The 26,541-nt window shown below is 37.1% G+C and carries 32 protein-coding genes; 11 read left to right on the top strand and 21 right to left on the bottom strand.

Annotated elements, in window-relative coordinates; genetic code table 11:
* Window positions 1-149 precede the first annotated feature (149 nt).
* Entirely contained in the window at window positions 150-743 is a 594-nt protein-coding gene (locus LIS78_RS03810; RefSeq protein WP_245210649.1) for a M48 family metallopeptidase, read from the top strand.
* Window positions 744-810: 67 nt separating this feature from the next.
* On the top strand, window positions 811-942 hold the full coding sequence (locus tag LIS78_RS31250; RefSeq protein WP_280640302.1) for a hypothetical protein: 132 nt from the start codon (window positions 811-813) through the stop codon (window positions 940-942).
* Window positions 943-989: 47 nt separating this feature from the next.
* Here the strand turns inward: LIS78_RS31250 and spoVIF are convergent, their stop codons facing one another.
* From spoVIF to LIS78_RS03785, 5 genes are all read right to left on the bottom strand, one after another.
* Complete coding sequence (gene spoVIF / locus LIS78_RS03805; RefSeq protein ID WP_013055449.1) at window positions 990-1,247, bottom strand: sporulation-specific transcription regulator SpoVIF; 258 nt, start codon at window positions 1,245-1,247, stop codon at window positions 990-992.
* A 133-nt stretch (window positions 1,248-1,380) separates the two neighbouring features.
* Window positions 1,381-1,503, bottom strand: coding sequence for a YjcZ family sporulation protein (locus LIS78_RS03800; protein WP_013055448.1), 123 nt, complete (start codon window positions 1,501-1,503; stop codon window positions 1,381-1,383).
* Between the two features lie 88 nt (window positions 1,504-1,591).
* Window positions 1,592-1,771, bottom strand: a complete 180-nt coding sequence (locus LIS78_RS03795; RefSeq protein WP_209150985.1) for a hypothetical protein — start codon at window positions 1,769-1,771, stop codon at window positions 1,592-1,594.
* 61 nt (window positions 1,772-1,832) lie between these two features.
* The gene (locus tag LIS78_RS03790) at window positions 1,833-2,012 is read right to left on the bottom strand and encodes a hypothetical protein (protein WP_245210647.1); all 180 of its coding nucleotides are present in this window, start codon (window positions 2,010-2,012) and stop codon (window positions 1,833-1,835) included.
* Between the two features lie 70 nt (window positions 2,013-2,082).
* Entirely contained in the window at window positions 2,083-2,469 is a 387-nt protein-coding gene (locus LIS78_RS03785) for a hypothetical protein (protein WP_209150983.1), read from the bottom strand.
* A 261-nt stretch (window positions 2,470-2,730) separates the two neighbouring features.
* Between LIS78_RS03785 and LIS78_RS03780 the strand changes: the two genes are divergently transcribed.
* Window positions 2,731-3,468: a BMQ_0737 family morphogenetic spore coat protein gene (locus tag LIS78_RS03780; protein WP_209150982.1), complete on the top strand. Its 738-nt coding sequence runs from the start codon at window positions 2,731-2,733 to the stop codon at window positions 3,466-3,468.
* A 138-nt stretch (window positions 3,469-3,606) separates the two neighbouring features.
* Window positions 3,607-4,437 carry an OmpH family outer membrane protein gene (locus tag LIS78_RS03775; protein ID WP_209150981.1) on the top strand — a complete coding sequence of 277 codons (831 nt, stop codon included), beginning with the start codon at window positions 3,607-3,609 and terminating at the stop codon, window positions 4,435-4,437.
* A gap of 47 nt (window positions 4,438-4,484) precedes the next feature.
* Here LIS78_RS03775 and LIS78_RS03770 read toward each other — a convergent pair whose 3' ends face one another.
* The 4 genes from LIS78_RS03770 to mgtE all read right to left on the bottom strand — a co-directional run bounded on the left by LIS78_RS03770 (window position 4,485) and on the right by mgtE (window position 9,160).
* On the bottom strand, window positions 4,485-4,820 hold the full coding sequence (locus tag LIS78_RS03770) for a DUF1360 domain-containing protein (RefSeq protein WP_034267630.1): 336 nt from the start codon (window positions 4,818-4,820) through the stop codon (window positions 4,485-4,487).
* Between the two features lie 77 nt (window positions 4,821-4,897).
* On the bottom strand, window positions 4,898-5,410 hold the full coding sequence (locus tag LIS78_RS03765) for a CotO family spore coat protein (protein WP_209150980.1): 513 nt from the start codon (window positions 5,408-5,410) through the stop codon (window positions 4,898-4,900).
* A gap of 355 nt (window positions 5,411-5,765) precedes the next feature.
* Complete coding sequence (locus LIS78_RS03760; RefSeq protein WP_209150979.1) at window positions 5,766-7,625, bottom strand: monovalent cation:proton antiporter family protein; 1,860 nt, start codon at window positions 7,623-7,625, stop codon at window positions 5,766-5,768.
* A gap of 158 nt (window positions 7,626-7,783) precedes the next feature.
* Window positions 7,784-9,160, bottom strand: a complete 1,377-nt coding sequence (gene mgtE, locus LIS78_RS03755; protein WP_014461563.1) for a magnesium transporter — start codon at window positions 9,158-9,160, stop codon at window positions 7,784-7,786.
* Between the two features lie 177 nt (window positions 9,161-9,337).
* Here mgtE and prpE point away from each other — a divergent pair, with 177 nt between their 5' ends.
* Entirely contained in the window at window positions 9,338-10,078 is a 741-nt protein-coding gene (gene prpE / locus LIS78_RS03750; RefSeq protein WP_209150978.1) for a bis(5'-nucleosyl)-tetraphosphatase PrpE, read from the top strand.
* Window positions 10,079-10,112: 34 nt separating this feature from the next.
* On the opposite strand, the gene LIS78_RS03745 is transcribed toward prpE, so the two are convergent.
* The 4 genes from LIS78_RS03745 to LIS78_RS03730 form a co-directional block, all read right to left on the bottom strand.
* Complete coding sequence (locus LIS78_RS03745; RefSeq protein ID WP_209150977.1) at window positions 10,113-11,006, bottom strand: RluA family pseudouridine synthase; 894 nt, start codon at window positions 11,004-11,006, stop codon at window positions 10,113-10,115.
* Between the two features lie 14 nt (window positions 11,007-11,020).
* Entirely contained in the window at window positions 11,021-11,818 is a 798-nt protein-coding gene (locus LIS78_RS03740) for an NAD kinase (RefSeq protein ID WP_025749877.1), read from the bottom strand.
* 61 nt (window positions 11,819-11,879) lie between these two features.
* Entirely contained in the window at window positions 11,880-12,515 is a 636-nt protein-coding gene (gene yjbM, locus LIS78_RS03735) for a GTP diphosphokinase (protein WP_014461566.1), read from the bottom strand.
* A gap of 27 nt (window positions 12,516-12,542) precedes the next feature.
* Entirely contained in the window at window positions 12,543-12,929 is a 387-nt protein-coding gene (locus LIS78_RS03730; RefSeq protein ID WP_014461567.1) for a UPF0738 family protein, read from the bottom strand.
* Between the two features lie 216 nt (window positions 12,930-13,145).
* On the opposite strand from LIS78_RS03730, the gene LIS78_RS03725 reads away from it, so the two are divergent.
* The 5 genes from LIS78_RS03725 (at window position 13,146) to LIS78_RS03705 (ending at window position 16,485) form a co-directional block, all read left to right on the top strand.
* On the top strand, window positions 13,146-13,736 hold the full coding sequence (locus tag LIS78_RS03725; protein WP_252284657.1) for a CYTH domain-containing protein: 591 nt from the start codon (window positions 13,146-13,148) through the stop codon (window positions 13,734-13,736).
* 4 nt (window positions 13,737-13,740) lie between these two features.
* On the top strand, window positions 13,741-14,430 hold the full coding sequence (locus tag LIS78_RS03720; RefSeq protein WP_209150975.1) for a lytic transglycosylase domain-containing protein: 690 nt from the start codon (window positions 13,741-13,743) through the stop codon (window positions 14,428-14,430).
* Window positions 14,431-14,716: 286 nt separating this feature from the next.
* Window positions 14,717-15,127: a globin domain-containing protein gene (locus tag LIS78_RS03715; protein ID WP_013055433.1), complete on the top strand. Its 411-nt coding sequence runs from the start codon at window positions 14,717-14,719 to the stop codon at window positions 15,125-15,127.
* Window positions 15,128-15,153: 26 nt separating this feature from the next.
* Window positions 15,154-16,005, top strand: a complete 852-nt coding sequence (locus LIS78_RS03710) for a ClpXP adapter SpxH family protein (RefSeq protein WP_028412354.1) — start codon at window positions 15,154-15,156, stop codon at window positions 16,003-16,005.
* Window positions 16,006-16,305: 300 nt separating this feature from the next.
* The gene (locus LIS78_RS03705; protein ID WP_195781185.1) at window positions 16,306-16,485 is read left to right on the top strand and encodes a hypothetical protein; all 180 of its coding nucleotides are present in this window, start codon (window positions 16,306-16,308) and stop codon (window positions 16,483-16,485) included.
* Between the two features lie 31 nt (window positions 16,486-16,516).
* Here the strand turns inward: LIS78_RS03705 and pepF are convergent, their stop codons facing one another.
* The 4 genes from pepF to mecA form a co-directional block, all read right to left on the bottom strand.
* A complete protein-coding gene (gene pepF, locus LIS78_RS03700) occupies window positions 16,517-18,334 on the bottom strand; it encodes an oligoendopeptidase F (RefSeq protein WP_116076728.1) in 1,818 nt (605 codons plus the stop codon).
* A 163-nt stretch (window positions 18,335-18,497) separates the two neighbouring features.
* Window positions 18,498-19,679 carry a competence protein CoiA gene (locus tag LIS78_RS03695; RefSeq protein WP_252284656.1) on the bottom strand — a complete coding sequence of 394 codons (1,182 nt, stop codon included), beginning with the start codon at window positions 19,677-19,679 and terminating at the stop codon, window positions 18,498-18,500.
* Between the two features lie 119 nt (window positions 19,680-19,798).
* Entirely contained in the window at window positions 19,799-21,316 is a 1,518-nt protein-coding gene (gene cls, locus LIS78_RS03690; RefSeq protein ID WP_116076732.1) for a cardiolipin synthase, read from the bottom strand.
* Between the two features lie 214 nt (window positions 21,317-21,530).
* On the bottom strand, window positions 21,531-22,211 hold the full coding sequence (mecA, locus tag LIS78_RS03685; RefSeq protein ID WP_013055427.1) for an adaptor protein MecA: 681 nt from the start codon (window positions 22,209-22,211) through the stop codon (window positions 21,531-21,533).
* 360 nt (window positions 22,212-22,571) lie between these two features.
* On the opposite strand from mecA, the gene LIS78_RS03680 reads away from it, so the two are divergent.
* The gene (locus LIS78_RS03680) at window positions 22,572-23,237 is read left to right on the top strand and encodes a TerC family protein (protein ID WP_209150973.1); all 666 of its coding nucleotides are present in this window, start codon (window positions 22,572-22,574) and stop codon (window positions 23,235-23,237) included.
* 96 nt (window positions 23,238-23,333) lie between these two features.
* On the opposite strand, the gene madM is transcribed toward LIS78_RS03680, so the two are convergent.
* The 4 genes from madM to spxA all read right to left on the bottom strand — a co-directional run bounded on the left by madM (window position 23,334) and on the right by spxA (window position 26,197).
* Window positions 23,334-24,095, bottom strand: a complete 762-nt coding sequence (madM, locus tag LIS78_RS03675) for a malonate transporter subunit MadM (protein ID WP_252284655.1) — start codon at window positions 24,093-24,095, stop codon at window positions 23,334-23,336.
* A complete protein-coding gene (madL, locus tag LIS78_RS03670) occupies window positions 24,092-24,505 on the bottom strand; it encodes a malonate transporter subunit MadL (RefSeq protein WP_116076734.1) in 414 nt (137 codons plus the stop codon). Before madL ends, madM begins: the two co-directional genes overlap by 4 nt.
* Window positions 24,506-24,700: 195 nt before the next feature.
* Complete coding sequence (locus LIS78_RS03665) at window positions 24,701-25,597, bottom strand: LysR family transcriptional regulator (RefSeq protein ID WP_209150971.1); 897 nt, start codon at window positions 25,595-25,597, stop codon at window positions 24,701-24,703.
* Window positions 25,598-25,798: 201 nt separating this feature from the next.
* Window positions 25,799-26,197 carry a transcriptional regulator SpxA gene (spxA, locus tag LIS78_RS03660; RefSeq protein ID WP_013055422.1) on the bottom strand — a complete coding sequence of 133 codons (399 nt, stop codon included), beginning with the start codon at window positions 26,195-26,197 and terminating at the stop codon, window positions 25,799-25,801.
* Window positions 26,198-26,541 lie beyond the last annotated feature (344 nt).

Raw genomic sequence — 26,541 nt, 5'->3', positions numbered from 1 at the left:
CCTCTTTTTCTTACTTCAAGCTAGCGTCCATAACTAATATTCTCATCATCTATTATTAATCAAATGTTCCATTAAGAGGTAGATATTCATAAGTAGATGCGTTACACTACGTTATGTACTGTACTACTATATTTTAGGGGGCTCCATTATTGAACGCAAAGCTTATTCATGAAAATGAAAAGATTTTTTTCATTCTGTGTATGGTTATCAGCTTATTAACCTATTTCTTTTTAATTATTTCACTCGTTGGTATTATCTACCTTGTAATCGGTTTTTTAATTATATTTATACTCCACGGTTTCTCTATTGCTCAAATTCGCAATAATGGGGTTAGATTGACAGAGAAGCAGTTCCCGCAAACTTATCATCAGGCAAAACATTTATCTTTAGAGCTGGATTTAGAGCTGCCTGATATTTATATTGTTCAATCAGGCTGCTTGTTAAACGCATTTGCTACACGTTTTTTTGGACGTCACTTTGTCGTTTTATACTCCGACATTGTTGAAATGATTGAAGATAATCAAGAAAAAGAACTTTCTTTTATTATTGCCCCCGAATTAGTTCATATCAAACGTAAGCATATACTCTACCACTCACTTATTCTAGCTGCTCTTTGGGTTCCTTTTTTAGGAAAAGCTTATTCTAGGGCCTGTGAATATACGTGTGATCGCATAGCTTCCGTTGCGATTGGTGATGCAAACAAAAGCTGCCACGCAAGCACTCACTATACTTGCGGTTGGTAATTGTCTAAATAAAAAAGTAAATCAGGAGGAATTTGTTCATACGCACTCACAGGAAAAAGGTTTTTTTATGTGGTTGAATCAAGCTACTTCAACTCACCCCCCTATCGCTCATCGTATTAAAGAAATTAATTACTTAGCACAGCATCCGGAACTGTTTGATCTTGATTCTAACGCATTTCAAACAAATGAAACTGCATAAATGGAAAAAAGCCCTGACACGTCAGGGCTTTATATGAAAACATTAAATTATTTTTTCTCATTTAGCATTTTAGCGATGGTCGCAAAATCAATGGATTGATTATTGTTTGCAATCGCCTTAACAATTTGTTCTTCTTTTTGTTTTGAAATTGGCTTATTCGCAATTTGTGCTACTCGCTTCACAATATTACGCACCGTTTGCTCATCTTTAAAATTAGCATTTTGTACAGAATTCGCAAGTTCAAAAATATCCTTCATATTAACGCCTGTTTTCTTTTCTATATTTTTAAACATATTATTATCCATTTTGCATGACCTCCTTTATTTATACTTTATCGTATGCACCATGTGCCTAGATGGTGCCCTTTACATTTAATAAAAAAATAAAGTGCGAGTGAAACTTCACCCGCACTTTTCGGTGCCTTATTCATAGAAGGGATTAATTGTAAAAACAAACACACCCAACAATAATTAATAGAATGAATAATACAACGATTAACGCAAAACCACCGCCGTAGCCACCACCGTAACCACAACCACCGTAGCCAAATCCGCAGCCCATAATATTACCCCCCCCTCTGTTTTACTCTCTATACTGTATGTTCACTCAAATGATTTTGTATGGACTTTTCAACTGTGTACATTAAATTTCATTGTCCAAACGGATCTTCAGCATCTTGCTCATCAAGTCTTTTTACATTTTGCTGCAGTTTCCTCTCTTGCTGTTCCATCTGCTTTTCTGTTTTTTCTACTTCTTTCATTCTTCTTCGATGTTCTCCCATCATATGTTGTTCAAAAAAACGTTCAAATTCATCGAAAAAATCCGGCATATCTAAACCTCTCTTCACTCCATGTAAAAAAGCATTGTCGGAGTGACAATGCTTCTATTGCTTATCGCTTTGGTAACTTTGAACCACAGCCGCAACCACCTTGTTTTGGAGAAGGGTACTGGACTGGCTTAGGAATAGGCTGCCCTTTCTTCACCGATTGTTTTTTCATTGGTTGTGGATGATAAGGCAGTGGCTGAGGGTATTGATTATGATTAGGATTATAATTGTAATGATAATACATCATGTTTCCCTCCTTTTCACAGCATCCTATCTATAACATTATATTCAGGACTAAAGAAAGACGTTCTCTCTTATTTGTCCATTTTGCGCTGCATGGACAAAAATAAATCCGTGCTGTTTTTTGGCTTCCTTGCTCTCGATCTTTCTCCTCCTTTTTGCGCTGTCACTTCACGCAGCTGATTTTGCAGCTCTCGAATGGTTCCTTGCGCTTCATGATTGTACTGTACAATGGACTGTTCGGTTTTTGATTTTTGTTCATTGACGCATGCTTTAAGCCAATCTATTTTTTCCTCTAGTTTTCTTTTTTCTTCTTCATGCTTTTGCTTTAATTCCACTAATTCTTCCTTAATATCTTCATACTCAAATTCTTGATGCTTGAATTTTTGATATTCTTCTTTATAAAAAGCCAGTTCTGACTTCAATGAAGCAATATATTGTTTTGTTTTTTCCTCACTCATGCCCTTCACTCCTTCATTATAAATAACCCACCACTTCTAAAAAATCAGTTAAAGATGAATAACACTTTTTATTAACATGAATATGCTGTAATTGAGTTTATTATTTCCTTCATTTTTTATGCTCGTTCCCACTAGAATTTATTCCGATAAATTCCGCTTTTACTAAGGAACATAAAAGCAGATCATTCATACACTATAGTAGTCCGATACCTAGTAACGAAAAGCGTAAAGGAAGGACAATTACAATTAGGAGGTTTAAAAATGGGAGAACTTTTTGAATCATTATGTATCCGCGTACCTAAAGTGTACGACTGGGTTAGACGTCAAGTTGTTTTACCACAAATCTTTACTAACGACACTTCATTATTTGATGAAGAAGCACTTAAAGATTTAGGGCATGACGCAGACGTTGAAATTATTTTAACAGATAGTGACGGTAAACCTGTGGATCCTTCAGATGAAGATGCACTGGATAAAGTAATTGAACTTGTACCACACGGTGGTCGCCGCTCTAGAAAAATCGTTTTACCGGATGGAGAAGTGGTTATTCTTCATGAAGTTAGATTATCGATCAGTGGCTTCTATAAAATTAAGATAATTGATTTAGGTGGTCATCACAAGCATCATAGCATTACCTCTTGTAATATTCCATGGAAGACACATCAAACGTTTTACCTTTGTGCTCCAGAAGGTACAGAGCCAGTTGTTCACCTTGATTCTTTTGAAGGATCCGGTGGTTCTATCAGATTATCACATTGTGATTTACAGCTGTTAAGCTTTGAGCTCGTATTATGTTTCAGCGTACAAATTGAAAAAGATGTAAAAATTGAAGTGGAAGGTAGCTTCTGCTATCCTCGTCCTGATATTATAGATTCAGCCAGTGGTTGCGCACCTATTGAATATCCACCTCAATGTGAAGCTCTCTTCCCTGGAAGACGCCATCACGATGATGAGGAAAGTAGTAGCTACGAAAGTTCTTTTGAAACAGATTTTGATTAATTAGATACCCTCAGAGGAGAATATTTCTCCTCTTTTTTCATCGTTTACAAGCTTTGTGCATACATATAAATAAAACTGCTGTGGGCAGCTCAGGTTTACAAACTTAATTCATAGCTCAGCAGGAAAGGAGACTACTAGATGAGTCGTAACTCCCCTTCCCCTAAAGATGATTTAACTCAATTAAAACAAAAGCTCATTCACTATAAATCGGAAATTCGGCACGTACAAAACCAATTAAAAAGCTATGAACGAGCTTTAGAACGAGAAAAAGAAAATACATCGTTTTGGAAGAAAAAACACGCTGAGACGCTTTCTACATCTGAAAAAGAAGTAGAAATTGAAGGATTAGAAAAAGAGCTGGATTTACTAAGAAACGAGCTTTCTGAACAAAAAATTATTGCAGAAGCATTTCGGGAAAAAGCCTCGAGAAAACAGCCCGTTATTGAAGAAAAGATTGTGGAAAAAGTAATCGAAAAAATTGTGGAAAAACCTGTGGAAAGGTTTGAAAAGAGTGATATCCTCTGTTTCTTTCAACATTCTATACTGCTGCCAGAACAAGATGAAAGCGAGCTGATGATATTCGGCAACGTAATTATTCAAAATCAAACGAGCAGTACTTTACGCTCTCCGGTGCTTTGCTTAAAAATGAAACCCACTGCTTCGGCTATATTAAGCGGGAAGATCATTGATGAAAAAGACATTGAAGTTTCTAGTATCCCCTCTTCTTCTTTAGAATGGCGCTATGCTCATCCAAAATGGAACGAAAAAATTCAAAATGACGGTGAATATTGGATCAAACCTATTAAGCCCGTATTAAAGCCAAAAGACAAATTACTATTTGACTCTTTTCAAGTAGTCATTCCGCTGTCCTCTGATACAACTGCATTTATTCTAGAAGGGTTTTTTTATAGCGAAGAGTGGCAAGAAGGCATTCCTTTTTTAAATAAAGTTGTGCTAAATTTCCCTTAATTATTAAAAGACATATTGATGTTCAATATGTCTTTTAACTCGTCCATTTATTTCATAAACGATTCTATAATCCCTGCACATCCTGCAATAGCTAAGATTGTAATGATAGGAATAGCAATATGCGGGACCGCTACATAACTAAAATAAATCCCTACCGCACACCATATGCCCGTACACCAATAACAGCTGAGCAGCTCTCCAATCCACTTTTGCAGTCCCTTCCCTTTTATCTCTAGGTAAGTTACCGTATTTCCTTGTTCATCTTGATCTTCTACGATTTTATGAAACGGTTTACGAATAAACGCTGTAATTTTATCAAAAACAATTAGACGAGTAAGTCGAAACGTCGCAAAGACAAATAATGTTAGATAAATCCATGTCATCTTCATTCCTCCGTGCATTCACAAACTTATGAAAATAAAAGCTAACGTGCTTCTTCACTGTTAGCTTTTAGAGTTACTTAAATTTTAATGATAGATATGGTCTGAATATCATGAAATGCCAATACTGTTTTCTCTTTATTAGGAGGAACGCTTACATATAAACTTCCTTCTTTTAATTCTAAAATTGTTCCTATATATTTTTGGTTTTGACACGTAATTTCACAAATTGGCTGAGACATATGAGGCGGGAAGCTGCATAGAAATTCAACTTTTTCTTTAATTGTCATAGACTGAAACATTTTATTTGGCTTTTTAGTCTCTGACTGCGGTATATCCACGGGAACAATTGAACGCTCTCCCTCTTTTTCTTGCTTAATCTCTTCCACTTTTTCTACGTCAGGCTCTTTGACTTCTTGAATGGAAGAAAAGCTGGGCTCTTCTTTTAATACATGCTCTTTCTCTATTCCTTTATTGTCTTGCTGTTTTGAACTAAAATAATATTGCATAGAACGCTGGTTTTGCGTAGCGTTTGGCTGGACAATGTACATTAACGGCTCGTTTTCTTCTGACTTAGATTTTGAGTTAGTCATGAAGCATACCTCCAATTGCTTGTTATCGTTCTTTTAAAAATGTATGCTTGAACACGGAAAAACTTGTTTATTTTTTTGCGGTAGCCTTTTCAACACCAAAAGCAGCGCTGTACTTTTGTTTCCAGCATTTGAGAAAACACAATAAAAGAGGTTGAGACATAACGAAATTAATTCAATCTAAAGACGCACAAATGAGATACATGAGCTGAACCGCTTGTTACACCGCAACAAAAAAAACGAACCACTAATCAAACATTTTGATCAGTGGTTCGTTTTTCACTTGAGCTAAAATACTTTTGTCCCAGCCTCTTCTTCTCATTCAATAAGGTAGAAAACTAAACCTACCTAGATACCTTTATCTAATTTTATACTCAAGAAGCATACGCAATTCATTCACATACGAACGAGAGCCCGTTACAATCAAACGATCATCAAATTCAAGCTCTGTATCGCCATGAGGTACAATGGAATCTTTGCCTCTAAAGATTCGAACAAAAATCACATCTCCTGTAAATGGGAACTTACGAAGCTCTACCCCCTCGTATTTAGGGTTACGCATATTAATTTGATAAAGTGCTGTTTCTTGATTCGTTAAGATATTTAAAATATTTGGCGATTCGATTAAAGCTTTTAGCAATGCAGTCGTAGATAACAGCACAGAAAAAACTTCAATGTTATTTTCTTTCATCTTTTCATCTAATACAGGACTCTCTACGCGGGCAATAACCCGTTCTGTACCATATTCTTTTGCAAATAGAGCAATGTCGCTATTTCTCTCTTCTTCCCCTGTTGTTACAACTAATACATCCGCATCTAAAATTCCCATACGTATTAAAGTTTCCTTACTATATCCATCGATGTCCACGATATTAAAAATGGAATCCGACGTACGGTTTTCAATTTTGTCCTGAGTATGATGATAAATCGTAACATCATATAAATCAAGATCCATTTCTCGAATAACCGGGAGTGTAAATTGATTTGCACCGAGCATATTAACCTTCAGCTTTTTGTCACTAATTTCTGGCTTTGGAAACAGCTTTCTAAAGATAATAGGTGTAATAATACATGTAATAATCGCCACCAAAATCAGCGCACCGGACATTTGTGAATCAATAACACCGATATTTTCACCAACCGTTGCTGCCGCAATAACAAGTGATAAAGTCGATGTTAAAAGAAAACCCGATGCCAAAACGGTTTTCATATCATACCATTTTTTTAAGATTAACGCTGGGACTAGCTTGGATATCAATAAGGCAATGAATAATAAAGGCATTAAAATCAGCACTTTTTTATCACTGAACAATGACCAAACGTCAAGCTTAACCCCTACCATCACAAAAAAGATAGGAATTAAAAATCCGTAGCCAAACGAATCTAATTTATGAACTAAGTTTTTGTTAGGCGCAAGAAGAGAAACGAGTGATCCCGCTAAAAAAGCGCCTAAAATGTTTTCAACACCAATTGACTCCGAAAGGCCCACTAGAATGATAATGAGTGCAAATACGGCGCGCGTGTCGATTTGAATTGTACCTTTAGACATTGTCTCAAGAAACGATCGGTTTTTAAACTGCTTCCCTATGAAGTATAAAATCACTCCTGCTCCAAATAAAATTAAAATCAACCATGTATTACTATTTCCTGATTTATCATAGACGGAAGCAAATACGGCTAGTAAAATCATCGTGACTAAGTCCGCAATAACCGCAATCAGTAAAATGGTTTGTCCAATCGGCTTTTTCATAATCTGTGCATCTTTTAATGTGGGCACTACTACTCCTAGTGAAATGGTAGAAATAATAAGCGTCATCAAAAAGGCATTATCAATAAAACCTGTCCATACAAAAACATAGGACAAAAATAGTGAAACCGCAAAGATAGCTGCAAACACTAGTATAGAAATGGAAAAAGCGTTTGGCACCTTCGCTCCTGATGCCTTTTTGTCTTTTGAATTTCCTACAGCAAAAGCAGAAAAATCAATTTCTAAACCACTTAAAAACATCAAAAAGATAAAGCCTAGAGTGGAAAGTGTTTCAAGCCACATATCCTGCTCCACAAGATCAAAACCACTTTTCCCTATAATTAATCCCATAATAATTTCAGCTACGACTACAGGTATGATGTTGAGTTTAAACCGATGCAACAGTATAGGCGTTAAAAAGGCCAAACTAATGACGATAACAAGTGATGTAAAAGACGCGTGCTGTTCCATTAGATTCCCCTCCTTTTACCTTCGCTATTTATAAAACGAAGACGTTACTATTCAAAATTAAAGGTTAATCATAAAAGCTTGAAGGTTCTCTGTCAACTATATGAACTGATAATGAAAATCCGACATGATTACTCATGCCGAATTCTAAAGTCCCTTCATTATTTTAAATAACTCATAAATGTTGTCGCTAGACCGAAGTAAATTAAAATACTGATAAGATCATTGATCGTTGTAATAAATGGTCCTGATGCGACTGCAGGGTCAATTTTGAACCTGTGCATGAGAAGCGGGATAAACGCTCCTGCGAGTGTAGCCACAATCAATGTTGAAAATACAGAGACGCCTACCAAAGCGCCTAAAATAAGATCTCCTTGCCAAATATAAACAATTAATACAACTAAAAGTCCGCATGATGCGCCCGTAATCATTCCGGTAGCTGCTTCTCGGATTAAAAGCTTAAATTTGCTTTCTTCTTCAATTTCTCCCGTCGCCAGTCCGCGAACCGCAACGGCTAGTGCCTGTGTTCCTGTATTACCAGCCATACCGCCAATCAAAGGTATAAATACAGCTAAAATAGCTACTTGATTCAACGTATCTTCAAAACGTCCAATTAAACTCGCTGTCATCATTCCTAAAAACAGCAAAATGATAAGCCAAGGCAGCCTCTTTTTGGCCGCTACTAAAGGATTGTGGTCAATCGTATCATCTACATCACTAATACCGGCTAATTTAGAATAGTCATCCGATGCCTCTTCATCAAGAACATCCATCACATCATCAACCGTAATAATCCCGAGAAGATGCTGCTGAAAATCAACAACTGGAAGCGCAAGAAAGTTGTAATCGCGCATAATACGCGCAACTTCTTCTTGGTCTTCTGCTACTGACACGGATACGACTCGTTCATTCATAACTTCGCTTATCATCGTATCTTCATCTGCTATAATTAAATCACGAAGAGAAATAACACCTGCTAGATGCTTTTGTTCATCAATAACAAATACATAATAAATCGTTTCCGCTTCTGGAGCTTCCCTGCGTAGAATGTGCATAGCTGAATGTACGGTTTGATTTTCACGAATGGCCACAAACTCAGTCGTCATAATACTTCCAGCGGTATATTCCTCGTAATGAAGCAACTCTTTAATTTCATCGGCTGCTTCTTCATCCATAATCGTTAAATAGCTCGCTACCTGTTCTTTATCCAATTCATTTAATACGTCAACGGCATCATCCGCCGACATTTCTGACAGCATGTCTGCTGCAAAATTGGGATGCATCTCTGAGAGAATTTCTTGATAATCTTCTTCTCGTATCTCTACATTTTCAAAGATATCCGCCATTTCTTCCGGAGATAACATCTCGTACAGCGCAAATCTTGAAGGCTCATCTAATTCTTCAAAAAATTGAGCTTGGTCATACGTATGCATATGTAAAAATTCTTCACGAAATGCATCGATTTCATTTTTTTCTAAAAGTGATAATAAATGTTCGGCGAACCATGCCTTTTCTTCTTTTTCAATTGAATCTGTCATGTCTTCAACCTCCTTGTCGCACAAAACCCATTTAACTTTATGATGAATTTTGTTTTTTTTCAACTCACAGCTCTTTACTCTTTTCCCAATAATATATAAGTTCTACACATAGTTTGCTCCATATAAGGGTAATTTTATATCGTCAAAGGAAAAACCTTTTAAGGATGTGGATAAAAGATGAAAGTAGATATAATAGGCGATATCCATGGGTGCTATGATGAATTAAAAGCGTTAACAGAAAAACTTGGCTATGAGTGGCAAGACGGGATTCCTGTCCACTCTGACGGACGGCGCCTTGGATTTGTAGGTGATTTAACAGACCGAGGACCTCATTCACTAAAAGTGATTGAGCTCGTATGGTCACTTGTAATAAAGCATCAGCAAGCTTACTACTGTCCAGGCAATCACTGCAATAAGCTATATCGCTTCTTTTGCGGTAGCAAAGTGCAAATTACTCATGGGTTAGAAACGACCGTTGCTGAGTACGAAGCTTTGCCTTCAAGAGAACAGAAATTCATTAAAAAAAAGTTCATTGAGCTTTATGAACAATCACCTCTATATGTGCAGCTTGATCAAAACCAATTAATTATTGCTCACGCCGGTCTTAAAGCTGAATACATCGGCAGAACGGATAAAAAAGTAAAAACCTTTGTGCTATACGGAGATATTACGGGTGAAAAACATCTAAACGGCATGCCTGTCCGACGGGATTGGGCCAAACATTATAACGGAAAACCTTTTATCGTGTATGGGCATACACCCGTAGTAAAAGCCAGAAAAATTCATAATACCATTAATATTGATACAGGCGCAGTTTTTGGAGGGGCTTTAACGGCGTTTCAGTATCCTGAAGGGAATATTATATCGGTGCCTTCATCTATGCCTTATGTAGAGGAAAAATTTAATCACTTCGTGTAAAAAGAAAGTCGCTTTTCATTAAAAAAAGCGACTTTTATTTTACGATTTGAAGTTTCTGCATATCTGGCGGCAAAGGTGCTTTAAAAGACAAAGTTTTTTGTAAAAAAGGATGAAAAAAAGTGAGCTCATAGCTGTGGAGAGCTTGACGAGAAATAAGATGATTCGTTCCGCCATATAAGGTATCTCCAAGCAGTGGATATCCTTTATAAGCCATATGAACACGAATTTGGTGAGTTCTCCCCGTCTCAAGCGAAAGAGCAACTTCTGTAAAAGAAGAATACTGACGAAGCGCCGTATAGTGTGTAATAGCAAACTGCCCATCTTCTCTTACTTCCCGTTCGATGATACTTGACTCTTTTCGGCCAATCGGTGCCTCTATCGTTTCCTTGCCAACAAGCTTACCATGAACAAAAGCTCGGTACACGCGTTTAATTTCATGTTCTTTTTGTGCTTTAGAGAATAAGTAATGAACGTGCCTATGCTTAGCGACAATAAGCAGCCCAGATGTGTCTCGGTCCAACCTATTCACAAGATGAACAGTCGAGTTAATGTTATTTTTCTCATAATAATAGAGCACAGCATTACTTAGTGACCACGTTAGATGTTCTCGAGAAGGTATACTTGGCATGTTTGGCTGCTTGTTCAAAACTAATATATACTCATCTTCGTATACAATATCCAAAGGTATAGCTTTAGGAAGAAGACTTTCACTTGCTTTTTCTGGTGGAAACGCCACCTTGATTTCGTCACCTTTTTGCAGAATATATCGAACCGTTGCATGCTTTCCATTTACTTCAATTGCTCCTCCTCTGAACTTAATGTCCGTCAGAGAAGCTTTGGAAATATCATGTTCTTTTAAAAATTCACGAACCGCTACACCCTCGAAAGAATTATCTACGGTCCAACTCAACGTAAAAACTTGTTTCATTCTCTTCCCTGCCTTTAATCATCACATACAAAAGAGTCTCTGACACGCTGCCAGAAAGGAAACGCACGAAAGCGAGCAAATCGAATTTTTTCGCTTGCTACCCGAAATTGAATCGACTTTACATCTTTATGTAAAAGAGTTAAATGATCAATGGTAATTTGAAAGTCTGCGTCGTTGACAGGCTTTAACAGCGCTGTATGATGTCCAGGAAGAACCAATGGAGAACCTATCGTACGGAACACTCGATTGTTAATAGAAGCCATTTCAGCAATTTGAATAGCTTGAAGCGAAGGATGTAAAATCGCGCCTCCAAGGGATTTGTTATAAGCTGTACTTCCCGAGGGAGTGGATACGCAAAGGCCGTCTCCTCGGAATGTCTCAAAACGCTGCCCTTTAATTTCCACATCCATTACTAAAGAACCTTCTACACTTTTTACCGTACATTCATTCAGAGCTAAGTATCGAGCTTCGCGTCCACCGTTTGTATAGCGAATAATCACTTCGAGCAGTGGATACTCTACAGTCTGATAGGGTGTCTTTGCAATAGCAATCACCAGCTTCTCAATCTCATCAGGTGTCCAATCTGCGTAAAAGCCTAAATGGCCGGTATGAACCCCAATAAAAGCCGTCTTGTCAAGTCGGTTTCGATAGCGGTGAAACGCGTAGAGAAGCGTTCCATCCCCTCCTACTGACACTACAATATCAGGCTGGTTTTCATCATATTCTAAATGAAAATCTAATAAATACGTTTTCATTTTTTGCATAAGCGTATTTGATATTTGGTTGCCTTTTGATGTAATAGCAAATTTTATTTTCTCCACCTAATTCTCTCCCCCTATCCATCCAATGTACAAAGCTGTTGCTGAGTCATACCTAAGATTCTTCCGCCGATTCTTTTTTTCGTGAGAAAATAGCCTGGGCTTCTTGAATCTCACCTCGTATTTGAGACATTTCTTCATCGAGCTGAGTAGCCGCTTCAGAAGCACGCTGAAGTCGCTTTTTGATATTCTCAGGAAATTTCCCGCTGTACTTATAATTTAAAGAATGCTCAATTGTAGCCCAAAAATTCATAGCCAGTGTACGAATTTGAATTTCCACTAAAATTTTCTTTTCACCTTTAATTGTCTGAACAGGATAACATACGACCACATGATATGAACGATAGCCGCTTTCTTTTTTATGAAGAATATAATCTCTTTCTTCAATCAATTCAAAGTCTGTGCGCTGACGAAGGAGCTCTACGACCGCTTTAATATCGTCCGTAAATTGACACATCATACGGAGTCCCGCAATGTCCTGCATCTCTTCCTCTAAGCGATCGAGAGAAATTCCTTTTCGAGTCGCTTTATCCAAAATACTGGCGATAGGCTTTACTCGTCCCGTCACGAATTCAATAGGTGAATGCGTAGACTTCATATCATACTGTGAACGAATTCCTTTTAATTTCACCTTAAGTTCTTCAACGGCTTGTTTATACGGTGCTAAAAATAAATCCCAATGCCTGATCATTAATAACACCCCCCTTTTTTCTCTCTATTACTTATTTTCTTTATCTAAAAAAACTTCCTCTACTCTTGCTACCATCTCGTCTCCATAATTCACATTTCCTTCGATGTTACTGATGAGATAAGATAGCTCTTCTTTAACGGCTGATAGCTCAATTACTTCCTTATTAATTTCTAAAAATACTTTCATATCTTTATGTAAGACGTGCTTTAAATTCGCCCAAATATTATCACTAAGGCCAACATACATAAATTGATCATTAATATCTACAACATATACAAATGACATGTTATCTGAGTCAACAAGCATTTGTTTTGTATCTTCCAATTGTTCAATTTCCGTCTCAATAGGGTCTGCTTTTAAATGTAATTCATTTGATTTCATCACACAGGTAGTGATGTCAATTCGATTGTGCATAAATAAACTCCTTCCAACTATACAATTCGTTACTATTTTAACACATTCCAGGAACGTTTAATAAAGGTAAAACCTAAACAATCCGTATTTCTTCATTTTCCAAGTTCCCCATATGGATATTCCTGTTAGGAAATGTAGTTTTACTGTCTCAAAAAGTGTGATAAATTAAGATGGAAAGTGCCTTACCAAAAGACCTAAATTAAAAGGATGATTTCATTGAAACAAGAAATTGAAATTGAATTTAAAAATATAGTAACGAAAGAAGAGTTTGGTCGTCTCCGCTCACACTTTCAATTAACTGAAGATCAGTTTGTTTCTCAAGAAAACCACTATTTTGATACACCTGCTTTCTCGTTAAAAGACTGCGGGGCTGCCCTGCGAATTCGAAGCAAAAAGGATAAGTCCGTTCTCACGCTCAAACAGCCTCATCAAGAGGGTCTTTTAGAAACACATGAAGCATTAACAAATGAACAAGCTAAAGAATTGCTAGATGGCAGCGCCAAGATTCCGTCAACAATTCAACAGCTTATTACTGATTTACAAGTCGATAGCCATGCGCTAACTTATTTTGGCACTTTGCGTACAAGTCGAGCAGAAATTCCATATAAAAACGGGTTACTTGTACTCGATCATAGCTTTTATCTAGGTACTGAGGATTATGAACTTGAATACGAAGTAACCGATGCCAATGAAGGAGCAAAATATTTTGAGCAATTGCTTACGGAGCTTGATATTAAAAAGAAACCAACGGAAAACAAAATTCGACGGTTTTACAAGCGAAAGTATACGTTAATGGATGGAGAATAAATTCATGAGCATGAATATTAACAATTACATGTCTTCCGTTCAATTTCCTGGAACTCAGCCATTTTCAGTTAACAACCAGCTGCCGACAGCTAACGTGATGCTTGGTACAACTTTACTCTCTGTATTTGCTCAGCTTTTTCAAGACTACGTCAATCAAGAGCCTCAAATGAGTACCAATCTTTACTTGAAGGCAGCGCAGATGTTTCCATCTACGGCGGTTCAAATGCAGTCCGAGCCATCTGTTTCTTCCTCAGGTAAGGCAGTGGCTTCAAATGCTGCCTTACCTGCACAAAAAAACGAAACGGCAAAGGCCAGTTCTCAGGATGTACAAACGATAATTACAGAAGCAGCTGCACGCTATCAGCTGGATCCTAAACTTATTCGTTCTGTTATTAAACAAGAATCAAACTTTAATCCATCTGCCAAAAGTTCTGTCGGAGCGGCTGGGCTTATGCAGCTAATGCCAGCAACCGCTAAAGCTCTTGGTGTAGAAGATCCGTACGACTCCAAGCAAAATGTATTTGGAGGAGCCAAATATCTTCGACAAATGTTAGATAAATACAACGGAAACGTGAAATTAGCGTTGGCGGCCTATAATGCTGGACCAGGTAATGTCGATAAATACGACGGAGTACCTCCTTTTCAAGAAACGCAAAAATATGTAAATAAAATTATGTCTTCTTATCTTGTGTAAAAGAGTCCAATCATTCGCCACTCGAACATGGAATGGCTGTAGTTTGTCGAGGTTACACTATATAAATAGAAGGAAACGTTTGTGGAAGTATTCCTTTGTTTCTCATAATTAGTGATTCGCCACAGCATCATAGACTTTTCTTATGTAAAAGTCCACTTTATCTCTTTTCCAGTAGAAGAAGTAAGCGGATAGTTTGAGTTAACGAAATGACACTGCTAAAATTAAGGAAAGTAAAAAACACCAAAGAGTTAAGACGTATATTTCTTATAACAAAGGAGTTATCAACATGAGAGAAAAAATCCACTCCCCTTACGAATTATTAGGCGGTGAACATACGATTTCAAAACTTGTTGATGCTTTTTATACACGCGTTGGACAACATCCTGAGCTCGCGCCAATTTTTCCTGATGATTTAACAGAAACAGCACGAAAGCAAAAGCAATTTCTGACACAATATTTAGGAGGGCCTTCGTTATACACTGAAGAGCATGGTCACCCTATGCTGAGAGCTAGGCATCTTCCTTTTGAAATTACACCGTCAAGAGCCAAAGCCTGGCTGACGTGTATGCATGAAGCAATGGACGAAATTAATTTAGAAGGCCCTGAGAGAGATGAACTTTATCATCGTCTTATTTTAACTGCCCAACACATGATTAATTCACCGGAACAGACAGATGAGAAAGGATTTTCACATTGAGTAATCTAAATAGCCAATACCCATCCTTGCATCAGCTTTGTCAAGGTTCAAATAAAAAACCGCTTGAAATCTATGTATTTGTTGACCCTCTTTGCCCGGAATGCTGGGCACTCGAGCCTATTCTAAAGAAGTTACAAATAGAATATGGTCAGCTGTTATCCCTCAAGCATGTGCTTGGCGGAAACTTGCAGCAATTAAATATTGGAGCACAGCAGAGATTTGAACATATTGCAAAATCGTGGGAGAAGACTGGAAGCCGCTCCGGTATGTCATGTGACGGCAATCTGTGGCTTGAAAACCCAATCGATACTCCTTACGCTGCATCAATTGCAATTAAAGCGGCCGGGCTGCAAGGAAAGAAACAGGGCATTCGCTTTTTGAGAAGACTTCAAGAAGTAGTATTTTTAGAAAAACAAAATGTTACAGAAGAATCTGTCTTAATACAATGTGCAAAACATGTGGGGCTAGATGTTAATGAATTTGTAAAAGATTTGCATTCAGATTACGCTGCGAAGGCCTTTCAATGTGATTTAAAAATCACGTCGGAAATGGATGTCGATGAGATTCCAACTCTTGTGTTCTTTAACGAAAAAGTTGAAGAAGAAGGCATTAAGATATCAGGATATTATTCGTACGAAACATATGTACACATCATTAAAGAGATGTTAGAAATTGACCCAGATCCAGCTTGTCTTCCGCCTCTTCGTTCATTTTTAAGCTATTTTCAATTTGTTGCTTCAAAAGAAGTTGCGGTTGTGTATGGTTTATCATTAGAAGAGGCTGAAAAAGAATTGAAAAAACTTCAGCTTCAGCAAGTTGTTGAGAGAGTTCCTGTCAAATACGGAACCTTTTGGAGAAGTACTGAAAAGAGCTGTTAATCATTAAATATCGATACTTATCCAATATATAAGCATCGACTAAACAAAAAAGACTTGGCTTTCGCCAAGTCTTTTCGTTTGTCTTAAGACAACAAGGGGATGGGAGAAATTTTTCACGGTCAAACAAAGGGGTATATGTTTGTTTTGTGATAAACTTCACGATTAATACTATAGCAAATTATGTCGACTTTTGGCAACCCCTTTTTTCAATTTTATTCACTTTTTTATAAAAAAACTTCATAAACAGCCAGATTCACTCATATAGTACAACCAATTATGCTTTTAATAGAGGTGTTAACTATGAAAATTGCTGGAATTACTCTAGGTATCGTTATCCTTTTGTTTTCTTTTTTATTCTATATTTTATCTCTTATGCAGCTTGTTCCTCTCATTATCGCAGGCCCTCTCTTATTTTTAGCTATTCTTATTATTTTTACATTGCTTAACAATCACAACAAATTTCGAGGATTTAAAAAATGAAGCAGGATACAGCTCCTGCTTCATTTTAATTTTATTGATTTAATAAACGTTCCATTTCCGTTAATTTCTCTTCAAATACAGCTAGCGCTTCTTCAATAGGCTGAGATGTTGTCATGTCCACTCCTGCTTTTTTCAACACTTCAATTGGATAATCAGAGCTTCCTGACTTTAAGAAACCTACATAGCGCTCAACAGCTGCATCTCCTTCTTCAAGGATTTGCTTGCTTAATGCCGCTGCTGCACTGAATCCTGTAGCATATTGATAAACATAGTAATTGTAGTAGAAATGAGGAATACGAGCCCATTCTAATCCAATCTCTTCGTCAATTACTAAGTTGTCTCCAAAATACTTTTTATTTAAGTCATAATATAATTTTGTTAATAATTCAGGTGTAAGCGGCTCTCCGTTTTGAGCACGCACGTGCACATCGTGCTCAAATTCAGCAAACATCGTTTGACGGAATACCGTACCGCGGAATCCTTCTAAATAATGGTTAAGCAAGTACAAGCGCTGCTTTTCATCATCAATCGTTTTTAGTAAATAATCGTTTAGAAGCGCTTCATTACACGTTGAAGCTACTTCTGCAACAAAGATTGAATAATCTCCGTAAGGATATGGCTGCGTTTTTCTTGTGTAATAACTGTGTACAGAATGGCCAAATTCATGGGCTAGTGTAAACAAGTTATTTACATTATCCTGCCAGTTCATTAAGATATAAGGATTGGTGCCGTACGTTCCTGAAGAATAAGCACCGCTTCGCTTGCCTTTGTTCTCATGAACATCTACCCAACGATTTTCAAATCCTTCTTTTAACACGTTAAGGTAGTCTTCACCTAGTGGTTTCAGACCTTTTAAAATATAATCTTTTGCCTCTTCATAGGTTACTTCCATTTTTACGTCTTTTACTAAAGGCGTATAGAGATCATACATATGAAGCTCTTCAATTCCTAATACTTTCTTACGTAAATCAATATATCGATGCAATAAATGCAAATTATCGTTCACTGTTTTAACTAAGTTATCGTATACTTCTTCTGGAATATTATTTGTGCTAAGAGCTGAGTGACGAGCTGAATTATAGTGACGAACGCGGGCACTAAAATTATCTTTTTTCACCGTGCCGCTTAACGTACTTGCAAACGTATTTTTAAATTTACCGTACGTTTCATACACCGCTTTAAATGCTTCTTCTCGTACGCGGCGATCGCTGCTTTCTAAAAAGCGAATATAGCGCCCGTGCGTAATTTCTACTTCTTCTCCATTTTCATCTTTAATGGAAGGGAACTCTAAATCTGCGTTATTTAGCATTCCAAACGTGTTGCTTGAAGATCCTAGCACTTCAGAAGCCTGAGCGAGAAGCGCTTCTTCACTTTCTGATAAAATGTGCGGACGCTCGCGAGTAATTTCATCTAACGCGTGAGCATATAACTTTAGCTCTTTATGTTCCGTCATGTATTGTTTAATTTTTGATTCTTCAATAGACAAAATTTCTGGTGTTACATACGATAGTGCACTTGCAATTTGGGTATAAAGTGTTTTGATACGATCATTTAACCCTTGATAAAAAGAGTTAGTGGTATCTTGATCGTAGCGCATATGAGCATATGTATAAAGTTTACTAACGCGCATTGTGAGCTCGTCTTGTTCTTGAAGAGCGTCGTACAAAGTTTGAGCCGACTCTCCAAGCTTCCCTTTGAATTTTTCCATTTGCGGAATAAGAGCTTTTACTTCTTCAAATTCTTTTTCCCATGCGTCATCTGAAGCAAAAATATCCTCTAGTTTCCACGTATCTTCTACTTTTATCTCGCTTCTACTTGGTAACTTTTTTACTTTTGATTGTTCACTCATGGTCATCCCTCCATCTTTTTCTACCTGTCTATAACTGTTCGCTTTTTCTAAGGCGAATCCTTTTTATTTCTTTCGTTATTGTATGTTGTTTTAAAAGAATTAATCAAAAGTCAGTACGCTTTTGAAAAAAGGATTCTTTCTTAAGCGTACTGATTTTCAGTGATTATGTCACTTCTTTTGCTTGATTTAACCACTTTTTCATCATTTGTCCATCTTCTAAAAAAGCATCAGATGTTTGCTTTGGAATCGTGTAGGACCTTCTGATTTTGTATACCCCAGAAGTTATATACGTTAGCATCCCTAGCCGGCATAATACCTCTATATACTCAAACAGGGGCTGTTCCACAGCAACAGGGGCCATCGGCAAAGACCGAAATACAATATGCCTCTGATGAATTCTGTAGAGCCATAGCCGGCATAACTCTTTTTCTGTAACTAAATCCCCTACTTGCTTCTGCTGCATTAAATCAAGAAGCAGCCACGTTTGCCATATAGCAGCAGACGTTTCAACCATGTATAAAGAAGTCAGCGGCATGCCTGCTTCTGCTGGAATATGGGAGGGAGGAATATTGTTTTCATAAAGAGCGTGTAAAAAAGGCTGAAGCTTCTGATTAGGATAGAGGATATAATGCGTTCTCCATGCCTTCTTTTTCTTTATCCATGAAGAGAAAAATTGAGGTTGTGTATGTGTAGAAAAAAGATCATGAAAGGTATGCTCGTGAGGAGAGAGCACGACAAGCTGTGCATAACAAATCTGAGATGAAAAAGGAATAAGATGTTCAAGTTTCAACAGTTGATTAGTAGAAGGTGAAAAATAAAGAAGTGTGGGCGTATAATCGGAAAGAGTAAGAAACTGCCACTCTTGAAAAGAAAGCTGATACATATAAGTGGATAAGCGCTTCATTCTTTTTGCCCCCATAATCCAAAGGGGCATATAATTTCCTTTCTCATAATGAATAGAACGTTTGGTTAGCACTGAGGAGGATAAGGAAGCACATTGAAATTCGATTGCATATTTTTGCGAGGGCGTATCTACAAGAAGATCTGGACGCTGCATAATTTCAGGAAGATAACTTTCCAACTCGACTTCAAGATGAGAACTAAACCAGTGAAACAGCTTTCGCTTTCCGTCGAGATGATAATCTGTTTCACCTTCATGCTGAGCGACGCACGTTTTTTTCAAGTGAGCAAAATGAGGGATTTTTTTTGTACCTACCTTTAACTGTACAGGGGATTGACAAGAGGGACAGTAGAACTGCTTTTCTTTTTTCCACAGCTTAAGCTGTTCAAGCGAAAAGCGCTGAGCTAGTGAAATGAGGCCTTCTTCTGTTTGGGCAACTAACAATCTTACATTTCTCCTTCCTATAGTAGCGAGCTATATCCTTGTATTCGACACCTTTCTACTAAACCCTTTTCTTTCAGAAAAAAACCACATTGCAGCATACGCAATGTGGTTTACAGTAATTATAATAGCGGTGAAAGCAAACGGGCTGTTGATTCAAATAGCCGCTGTATAAATGGCCGCTTTTCAAAGTCTTTAAAGTGAAGCTCACTCGTTTCTTCTAAATCTTGCATATATTCATATACGAGCTTTTGGGTACTAGCCGTGCGATATAAAAAAGCATTTACTTCAAAATTCAAATGAAAGCTTCTCATGTCCATGTTAGCTGTTCCAATAGAGGCAATTTCTCTATCAACAATCACAATCTTGCTGTGCATAAATCCTTTTTTATACTCGTAAATTTTCACACCTGCTTCTAGCAGCTCCGGAAAATAAGAGCGTGATGCATGAAAAACAATTTTTTTATCTGGCTTCTGAGGTACAAGAAGCCTTACATCTATACCGCTTAGAGCAGCTACTTTGAGGGAAGTAAAAATATCTTCATCAGGTATGAAGTAAGGAGAAGCAATCCAAATGGACTCTTTCGCAGACGTAATCATCGCAAAAAATAAGTGTTTGATAATTTCCCACTCACGGTCTGGTCCGCCAGCAATCATTTGAACACCGCCGCACTTTTCCATATCAATGTCAATTAAATCAGGCGATAGATACGTTTGAGTAAGCATCGTCTGACCTGTCATATAATACCAGTCTTGCAAGAAAATAAGCTGCAATGAACGGACTGCCTCACCCTTCACCATCAAATGGGTATCTCTCCAAAAACCAAAATGCCGACTTTTTCCGAGATATTCATCACCAATATTCAAACCCCCTACAAATCCAATTGTTCCATCAATGACTACAATTTTACGATGATTACGGAAGTTGATTTTATTATTGAGAAATGGAAGTCTGACCGGCAAGAATGGAATCATTTCTACGCCCGCGTTTCTTAACTCGTGAATATAATGCGGTGAAAGCTGAAAACTGCCCACGGCATCATATAAGAAACGTACATAAACTCCTTCTTGTACTTTCTGAATTAAAATATCTTTAATTTGTTCTCCTAAGTGATCATGTCGTACGATGTAATACTCTAAGTGGATATGATGCCTTGCATGCTTTAATGATTCCATAATTTCGTGAAACGTCTCTTTTCCATTGGTCAATGCGCGCGTATCTGATGAAAAAGAAATTGGGCTCTTGCCAAGCCTGACGGCTAGCTTCAGCATTTGCTTTCTACTTGTGCCCAACTGTTCAAAGTGATTTTCTAATATACCGGAATCTCTTTCCATCTTTAAAAGCACCTGTTCATCCAGCTTTGCTTTTTTAGCAAATAAACGCCGTTTTCGCGTATTGCGTCCAAATAACAAATAAAAAAAGAACCCTATTACCGGGAAACCGCCTAATACTACGAGCCACGTTAGCGTTTGAGTTGGATGACGGTTTTCTAATGAAATAACAAGACCGATGAAAACAACACTAATCGTAATTAAGATACTTAGCACGCCAATAAATTTACCGTCCCAATACCCTTTTGTAAAATAAAGCAAAGCAATAATACCAATAACAAAAATTAAAAGCTGTAATCTATTTTTCAACTTGTTTTCACCTATCCTAAAACCAATCTTTCATCATTAATAACAGGTCTCTATACCGTTATTATCCTCAAACTTGTTATTTTAACACTACACTTTCCTGTGTAGGAACCAGCCGCCTGCTTTTTCCACCTATATTGTTCGATATGAACGGAGAGCATTTCCAAAAAAGAGGGCAAAACAAAGACCGATTTCATATACATGAAATCGGCTGCTATTATCGTAAAGGAAAATACTGCTTTACTTGTTCAAGTGCATTTTCACTGATTAATTCTTTTCCATATTCCATTAAACGATGAACTGTTACATTTGATTCATTTGCATATTCTAAAATGATACTTAAAATGTTATCAATTTCAGCTACAAAGTCTTCATCATCTGTAAACTCAACGTATAAATAATATTTCCCTTCAAACACGTACATGCTGTTGATGATATCATCTAACTCTAAATGGTGACTTAAGGAAATTAAATGTTCTAAGTCTTGAAAGCGTGCGACGAACTGTAGCCCTTCGTCTTCTATAATTTCTTCTTCAAAATCAGCTTTTTTATTTTGATTCGCTTGATGATCAAGCAACGCTTCAATTTTTCCATCTACAGGGATATCGATTTTATCATTTTCACCAACAGGTACTTCGAACTTTTGACCGTCTTTTGAAACTTGTGCTCTTGTTACAATAACCTCTAGCCCCTTCTCAAGCGCATGTACTTGAATCCAAAGAGGACCTTCTGCTACAAACTCTTCTTCTTGATGAATTTCGTCCATCATCTCCCAGAATAGCTCTTCACTGCGCTCTCGGCTAAACCAAATTTCATTGCGATCAAATCCACGTTCTTCAATATCTACGTAAGTGACAAAGAATTTTACTGTGTTTTCATTAATGCGTTCGATTTCCATTATCATCTCTCCCTTCGGAAAAATCAGTGAAGGTAATCCGGCCATTTCGAACATTACCCCTAAACGATGAAGGGACTATTTTACCCCCGTGTTAAAGCAATATTACATGTACTTTCTTACTTTGTAAAGCATTCTAACTTGGGATATACAAGCATACACTATTTGAGTGAACCTTGTATATCTATTTTATGACAAAATGCGAAAGAAAGGAAATAAAAAATACTCTGACAACTCATAGCCACCTTACACCTTACTTTGTTATATACATAATCTCTTTACCCTATGAACGCTTTTTGTTAAAAATGAACACAGATAAAGCAATATGAGCTACTTATCCTTACATATTGGGAGGGAAGACTATTGGATTTAGAATTAATAACCTCCATTCTTCTTATTATCGGTATCGATATTGTATTAGGTGGAGACAACGCTATTGTTATTGCCTTAGCAAGCCGCAACTTACCTGAATATCAGCGAAATAAAGCTATTTTTTTAGGGACTGGCTTAGCAGTGATAGTTCGCATAGTACTTACTATTTTAGCTGTTTATTTACTAACTATTCCTTACTTGCAGCTCATTGGCGGTTTTTTATTAGTGATCATTGCCTTTAAGCTTCTTGTATCAGAAGGTGATGATGCATCTTCAATCCGTGCAGGTGTGACATTGGGCGCCGCTGTAAGAACGATTGTATTTGCTGATATTGTAATGGGCCTAGATAATGTAATAGCTGTAGCAGGCGCAGCTCATGGAAATATTATCTTGGTTGTCACAGGATTACTCGTATCCGTCCCCATTATTGTTTGGGGAAGCAAGCTCATTTTGTATTTGATGGAACGATTTCCCCTGCTCGTTTATGGTGGAGCAGCTATTTTAGCTTATACTGCTGGAAATATGATTGGACATGAAAAGAACTTACATTCATTCTTTGCAGACCATACATCTCTAGGAACATTTATTCCGTTTATAATAATTGCTGTTGTGCTGATAAGCGGCATGGTTGTTAATAGCTTTCGTTCAACAAAATGATTAAGAAAAGGCCATACTAAACATTTTTATTTAGTATGGCCTTTTCTTTAGTTTAATGAGCACAGCAGTCTTTTATTCATAAAACACTTTGTACACTTAAAAAATAATCTCTGTGAGTAAAAAAAGGATAGATGGTACGAGTAAGCAACCAAGACCTGTATAAAATGTAGCTGTCATGGCTCCGTAGGGTACAAGTTTTACATCTGTCGCGGCTAAACCAGCTGCTACACCGCTCGTCGTCCCCATAACTCCTCCATAGATCATTGCTGTACGAGGGTTGTTTAATTTGATTTTCTTAGCGAATATCGGTGTCAAAATCATAACTGAAATGGATTTAATTAATCCTATAGCTATACTTAACGCAATAATATCAGAAGAGGCTCCAATCGCAGTTCCAGAAACCGGCCCCACAATATAGGTCACCGCTCCTCCTCCGATTGTGGTTAAAGCAACGGGATCTCTATATCCAAAACAAAGAGCAATAACTACACCTATTACAAAGGAATAGAAAACCCCAAAGAACAAGGCCGTAATCCCACTGATTCCCGTTTTTTTGACTTCGCTAAAACTGGCGCCGAACGCAGTAGCAATAATGGCAAAATCTCGCAGCATCCCTCCGCCCATTAAACCAATTCCTGAAAATAACTGTATATCAGAAATTCCTTTCTCTCCTCCTGTGTTCACTCCACCGATATATGCAAGGATTAATCCAAACATAATAGCAATAGCAGATCCGTGAACTCTTCCTTTTGTTAATTTATCTGATAAAAAATAAGCAATATACATGACAATCCCAATAATAGCAAATGCTGTAATCAGCCCGTTATTTTCTAATCCTTCTTTGATCATATTCATCATTTTATCTGCTCCTTAGGTAAAATAGAAAGCTCTATTTCTTGTTCGTTCACCTTCGCTTTCTCTCCTATTCTGCTGATAAATGGTATGGATAAAAAGCCTACTACGACTACTACCACCCCTGCAAGAAGCGCCATGCCTCCTCCATCAAGAGCAGCTACAACATTTTGCTGTGCAGACATTGCTACCACGATAGGAATATAAATACCTCCCCAAAAAGCAATGCCTTCTTCGGATTTTACTTGGAGCTTATTTTTCTTCTTTAAATAATCTACCGCTAGTACAAGAAGAAGCATAGATACCCCTACTCCCCCAACGTTGGCTTCTACTCCCATCAGCCCTCCTAATGCGTCCCCTACAATTACCCCTATCAACATGCAAATAGACAGCAGTGCTACACCGAAAATTATCATATTACTTCCTCCCCAACCCATTATTGAAAGCGTTTACTTTACGGTTTAAAAATAGTGTAAAGGAAAAAAGTTGAATAACCTATGCATTTTTAGTTATATACTTATATCAAAAATGACATAATGCAGTTTTTCTCTACTGTTCACTTTAGATTTATTCGAAAAAGAAATAAAAATCATGACATTTAGTCATGATTCTTATATGTATTCATGAAGCATACCGGAGGGTAAATGTTTAAAATAATCAATCACAAACTGCCTGAAGATTTGTTGTAAATCCGTCACGTAGCCTCCATTGTTCCAAGCTAAAAAGATAGTACGTTCAAATGTTTCCTCTTCAATTTTCAGCAGTTTTACATCTTTTCCTGTAGAACCTCCCCAAGTTACTTCAGGAATAAAACCTATTCCTTGCTTCGCTCTAATCAAACCTCTCACTGTTGCTGGATCATCGCTTTCAAACGTAATTTGAGGTACAAAATTCTGTTTCTTACAAATTACATCCGTTATTTTCCTTAGCTCTTTCCCTTTCTTTAGCACAATGAATTTCTCATTTTTAAGTTCATTTAACTTTACACGTGATTGCTTGGCTAAAGGATGATCAAGAGGCACTGCAAGCAAAATCGATTCACAAAGTAAAGGAGTATGTTCGATCTGACGGGTTGTTAATGGAAAAGCTGAAATACATAAATCAAAATCAGGCTGGGAATTGGAATTAGTCAAATGCTGCATCAGTCGAAAACGCACCTGAGGATATTGCTCACGAAACCTGCTTAATAGCTCTGGAAGCAAATGTGAACTAGCTAATACAACAAGGCGAATTTCTTCACATGGATCGTTCGACATATCCTTTAGCTCGTGCTTTGCGTCTTCCAATGTTTTTAAAGCAAGTTCTACTTTGGCACAGAATGCTTTACCATACCGATTTAATTTAATGTATTTACCGCTTCGATCAAACAAACGAATGCCTAGCTCTTTTTCCAACTGTGAAATCGTTTTGCTGAGCGCAGGCTGAGATACGTATAGCTCTTCGGCCGCTTTACTGATATGTTCTAATCTAGCAACTACTTGGAAATATTTTAGCTGTAAAAGCTCCAATCCGTTCACCACCACTTTTATATGTTTAAATACTCTCTTTCTTTACTAATTACATATATACTTCATTTTCCCTGCTATTTCGACAAAAAATAAGCAGCAGAGGCCATTTGGCTCCCTGCTGCTTATTTTTTATATACCAACTTCAAGCAAACGTTACTTGGTTGGTTTCTTATTTAAATCTTAAACAGACAAATATAAAAATTAACCATTCACAAGTCTTTGAGCTTCGCGAAGTTGGAAAGTACGCACTTTACGTGGTAAGAAACGACGGATCTCGTCTTCATTATAACCAACTTGTAGACGTTTTTCATCAATGATAATCGGACGGCGCAATAAGCCAGGATTTTGCTGAATTAATTCATACAAATCTTGCAAAGGCATAGCGTCTACCTGAACGTCTAGTTTTTGGAAAGTTTTCGAACGTGTTGAAATGATTTCATCTGTTCCATCTTCTGTCATACGTAAAATTTCTTTAATCTCATCGATTGATAACGGCTCTGAAAAGATATTACGCTCTGTATATCCAATATCATTTTCCTCTAACCAAGCTTTCGCTTTACGACAAGATGTACAACTTGGTGATGTATATAATGTAACCATTTACTCCTTCACTCCTTCTATCATAATCGGTCATAACATTTAAAACATGAACTGTAAATCATGTTGTTTTATACAAACTTCAACGAGTGTAAATATTTAATGACTGATAATGAAAATCGATACTACTTTATAATTACTTTTAAAAAATAATATCTATTTGCATTATACTATAAACTTCATCGGAATGATATACTTTTTAAAGTGAACTAGTACATTAGTTCGTTCCTTCACTGTCATTATTTTCATTGCCGATTTTCTTCATTATTTATTTACCACACTATTATTACGAATAAACCTGTAGATTAGTTTCATTTTTTTATTATTTTTTTCTTTCACAAATTCCT

The organism is Priestia megaterium (assembly GCF_023824195.1).
Lineage (GTDB): Bacteria > Bacillota > Bacilli > Bacillales > Bacillaceae_H > Priestia > Priestia megaterium_D.
Note: the sequence above shows the minus strand (reverse complement) of the source record. Positions and strands in the feature narration are given on the sequence as shown.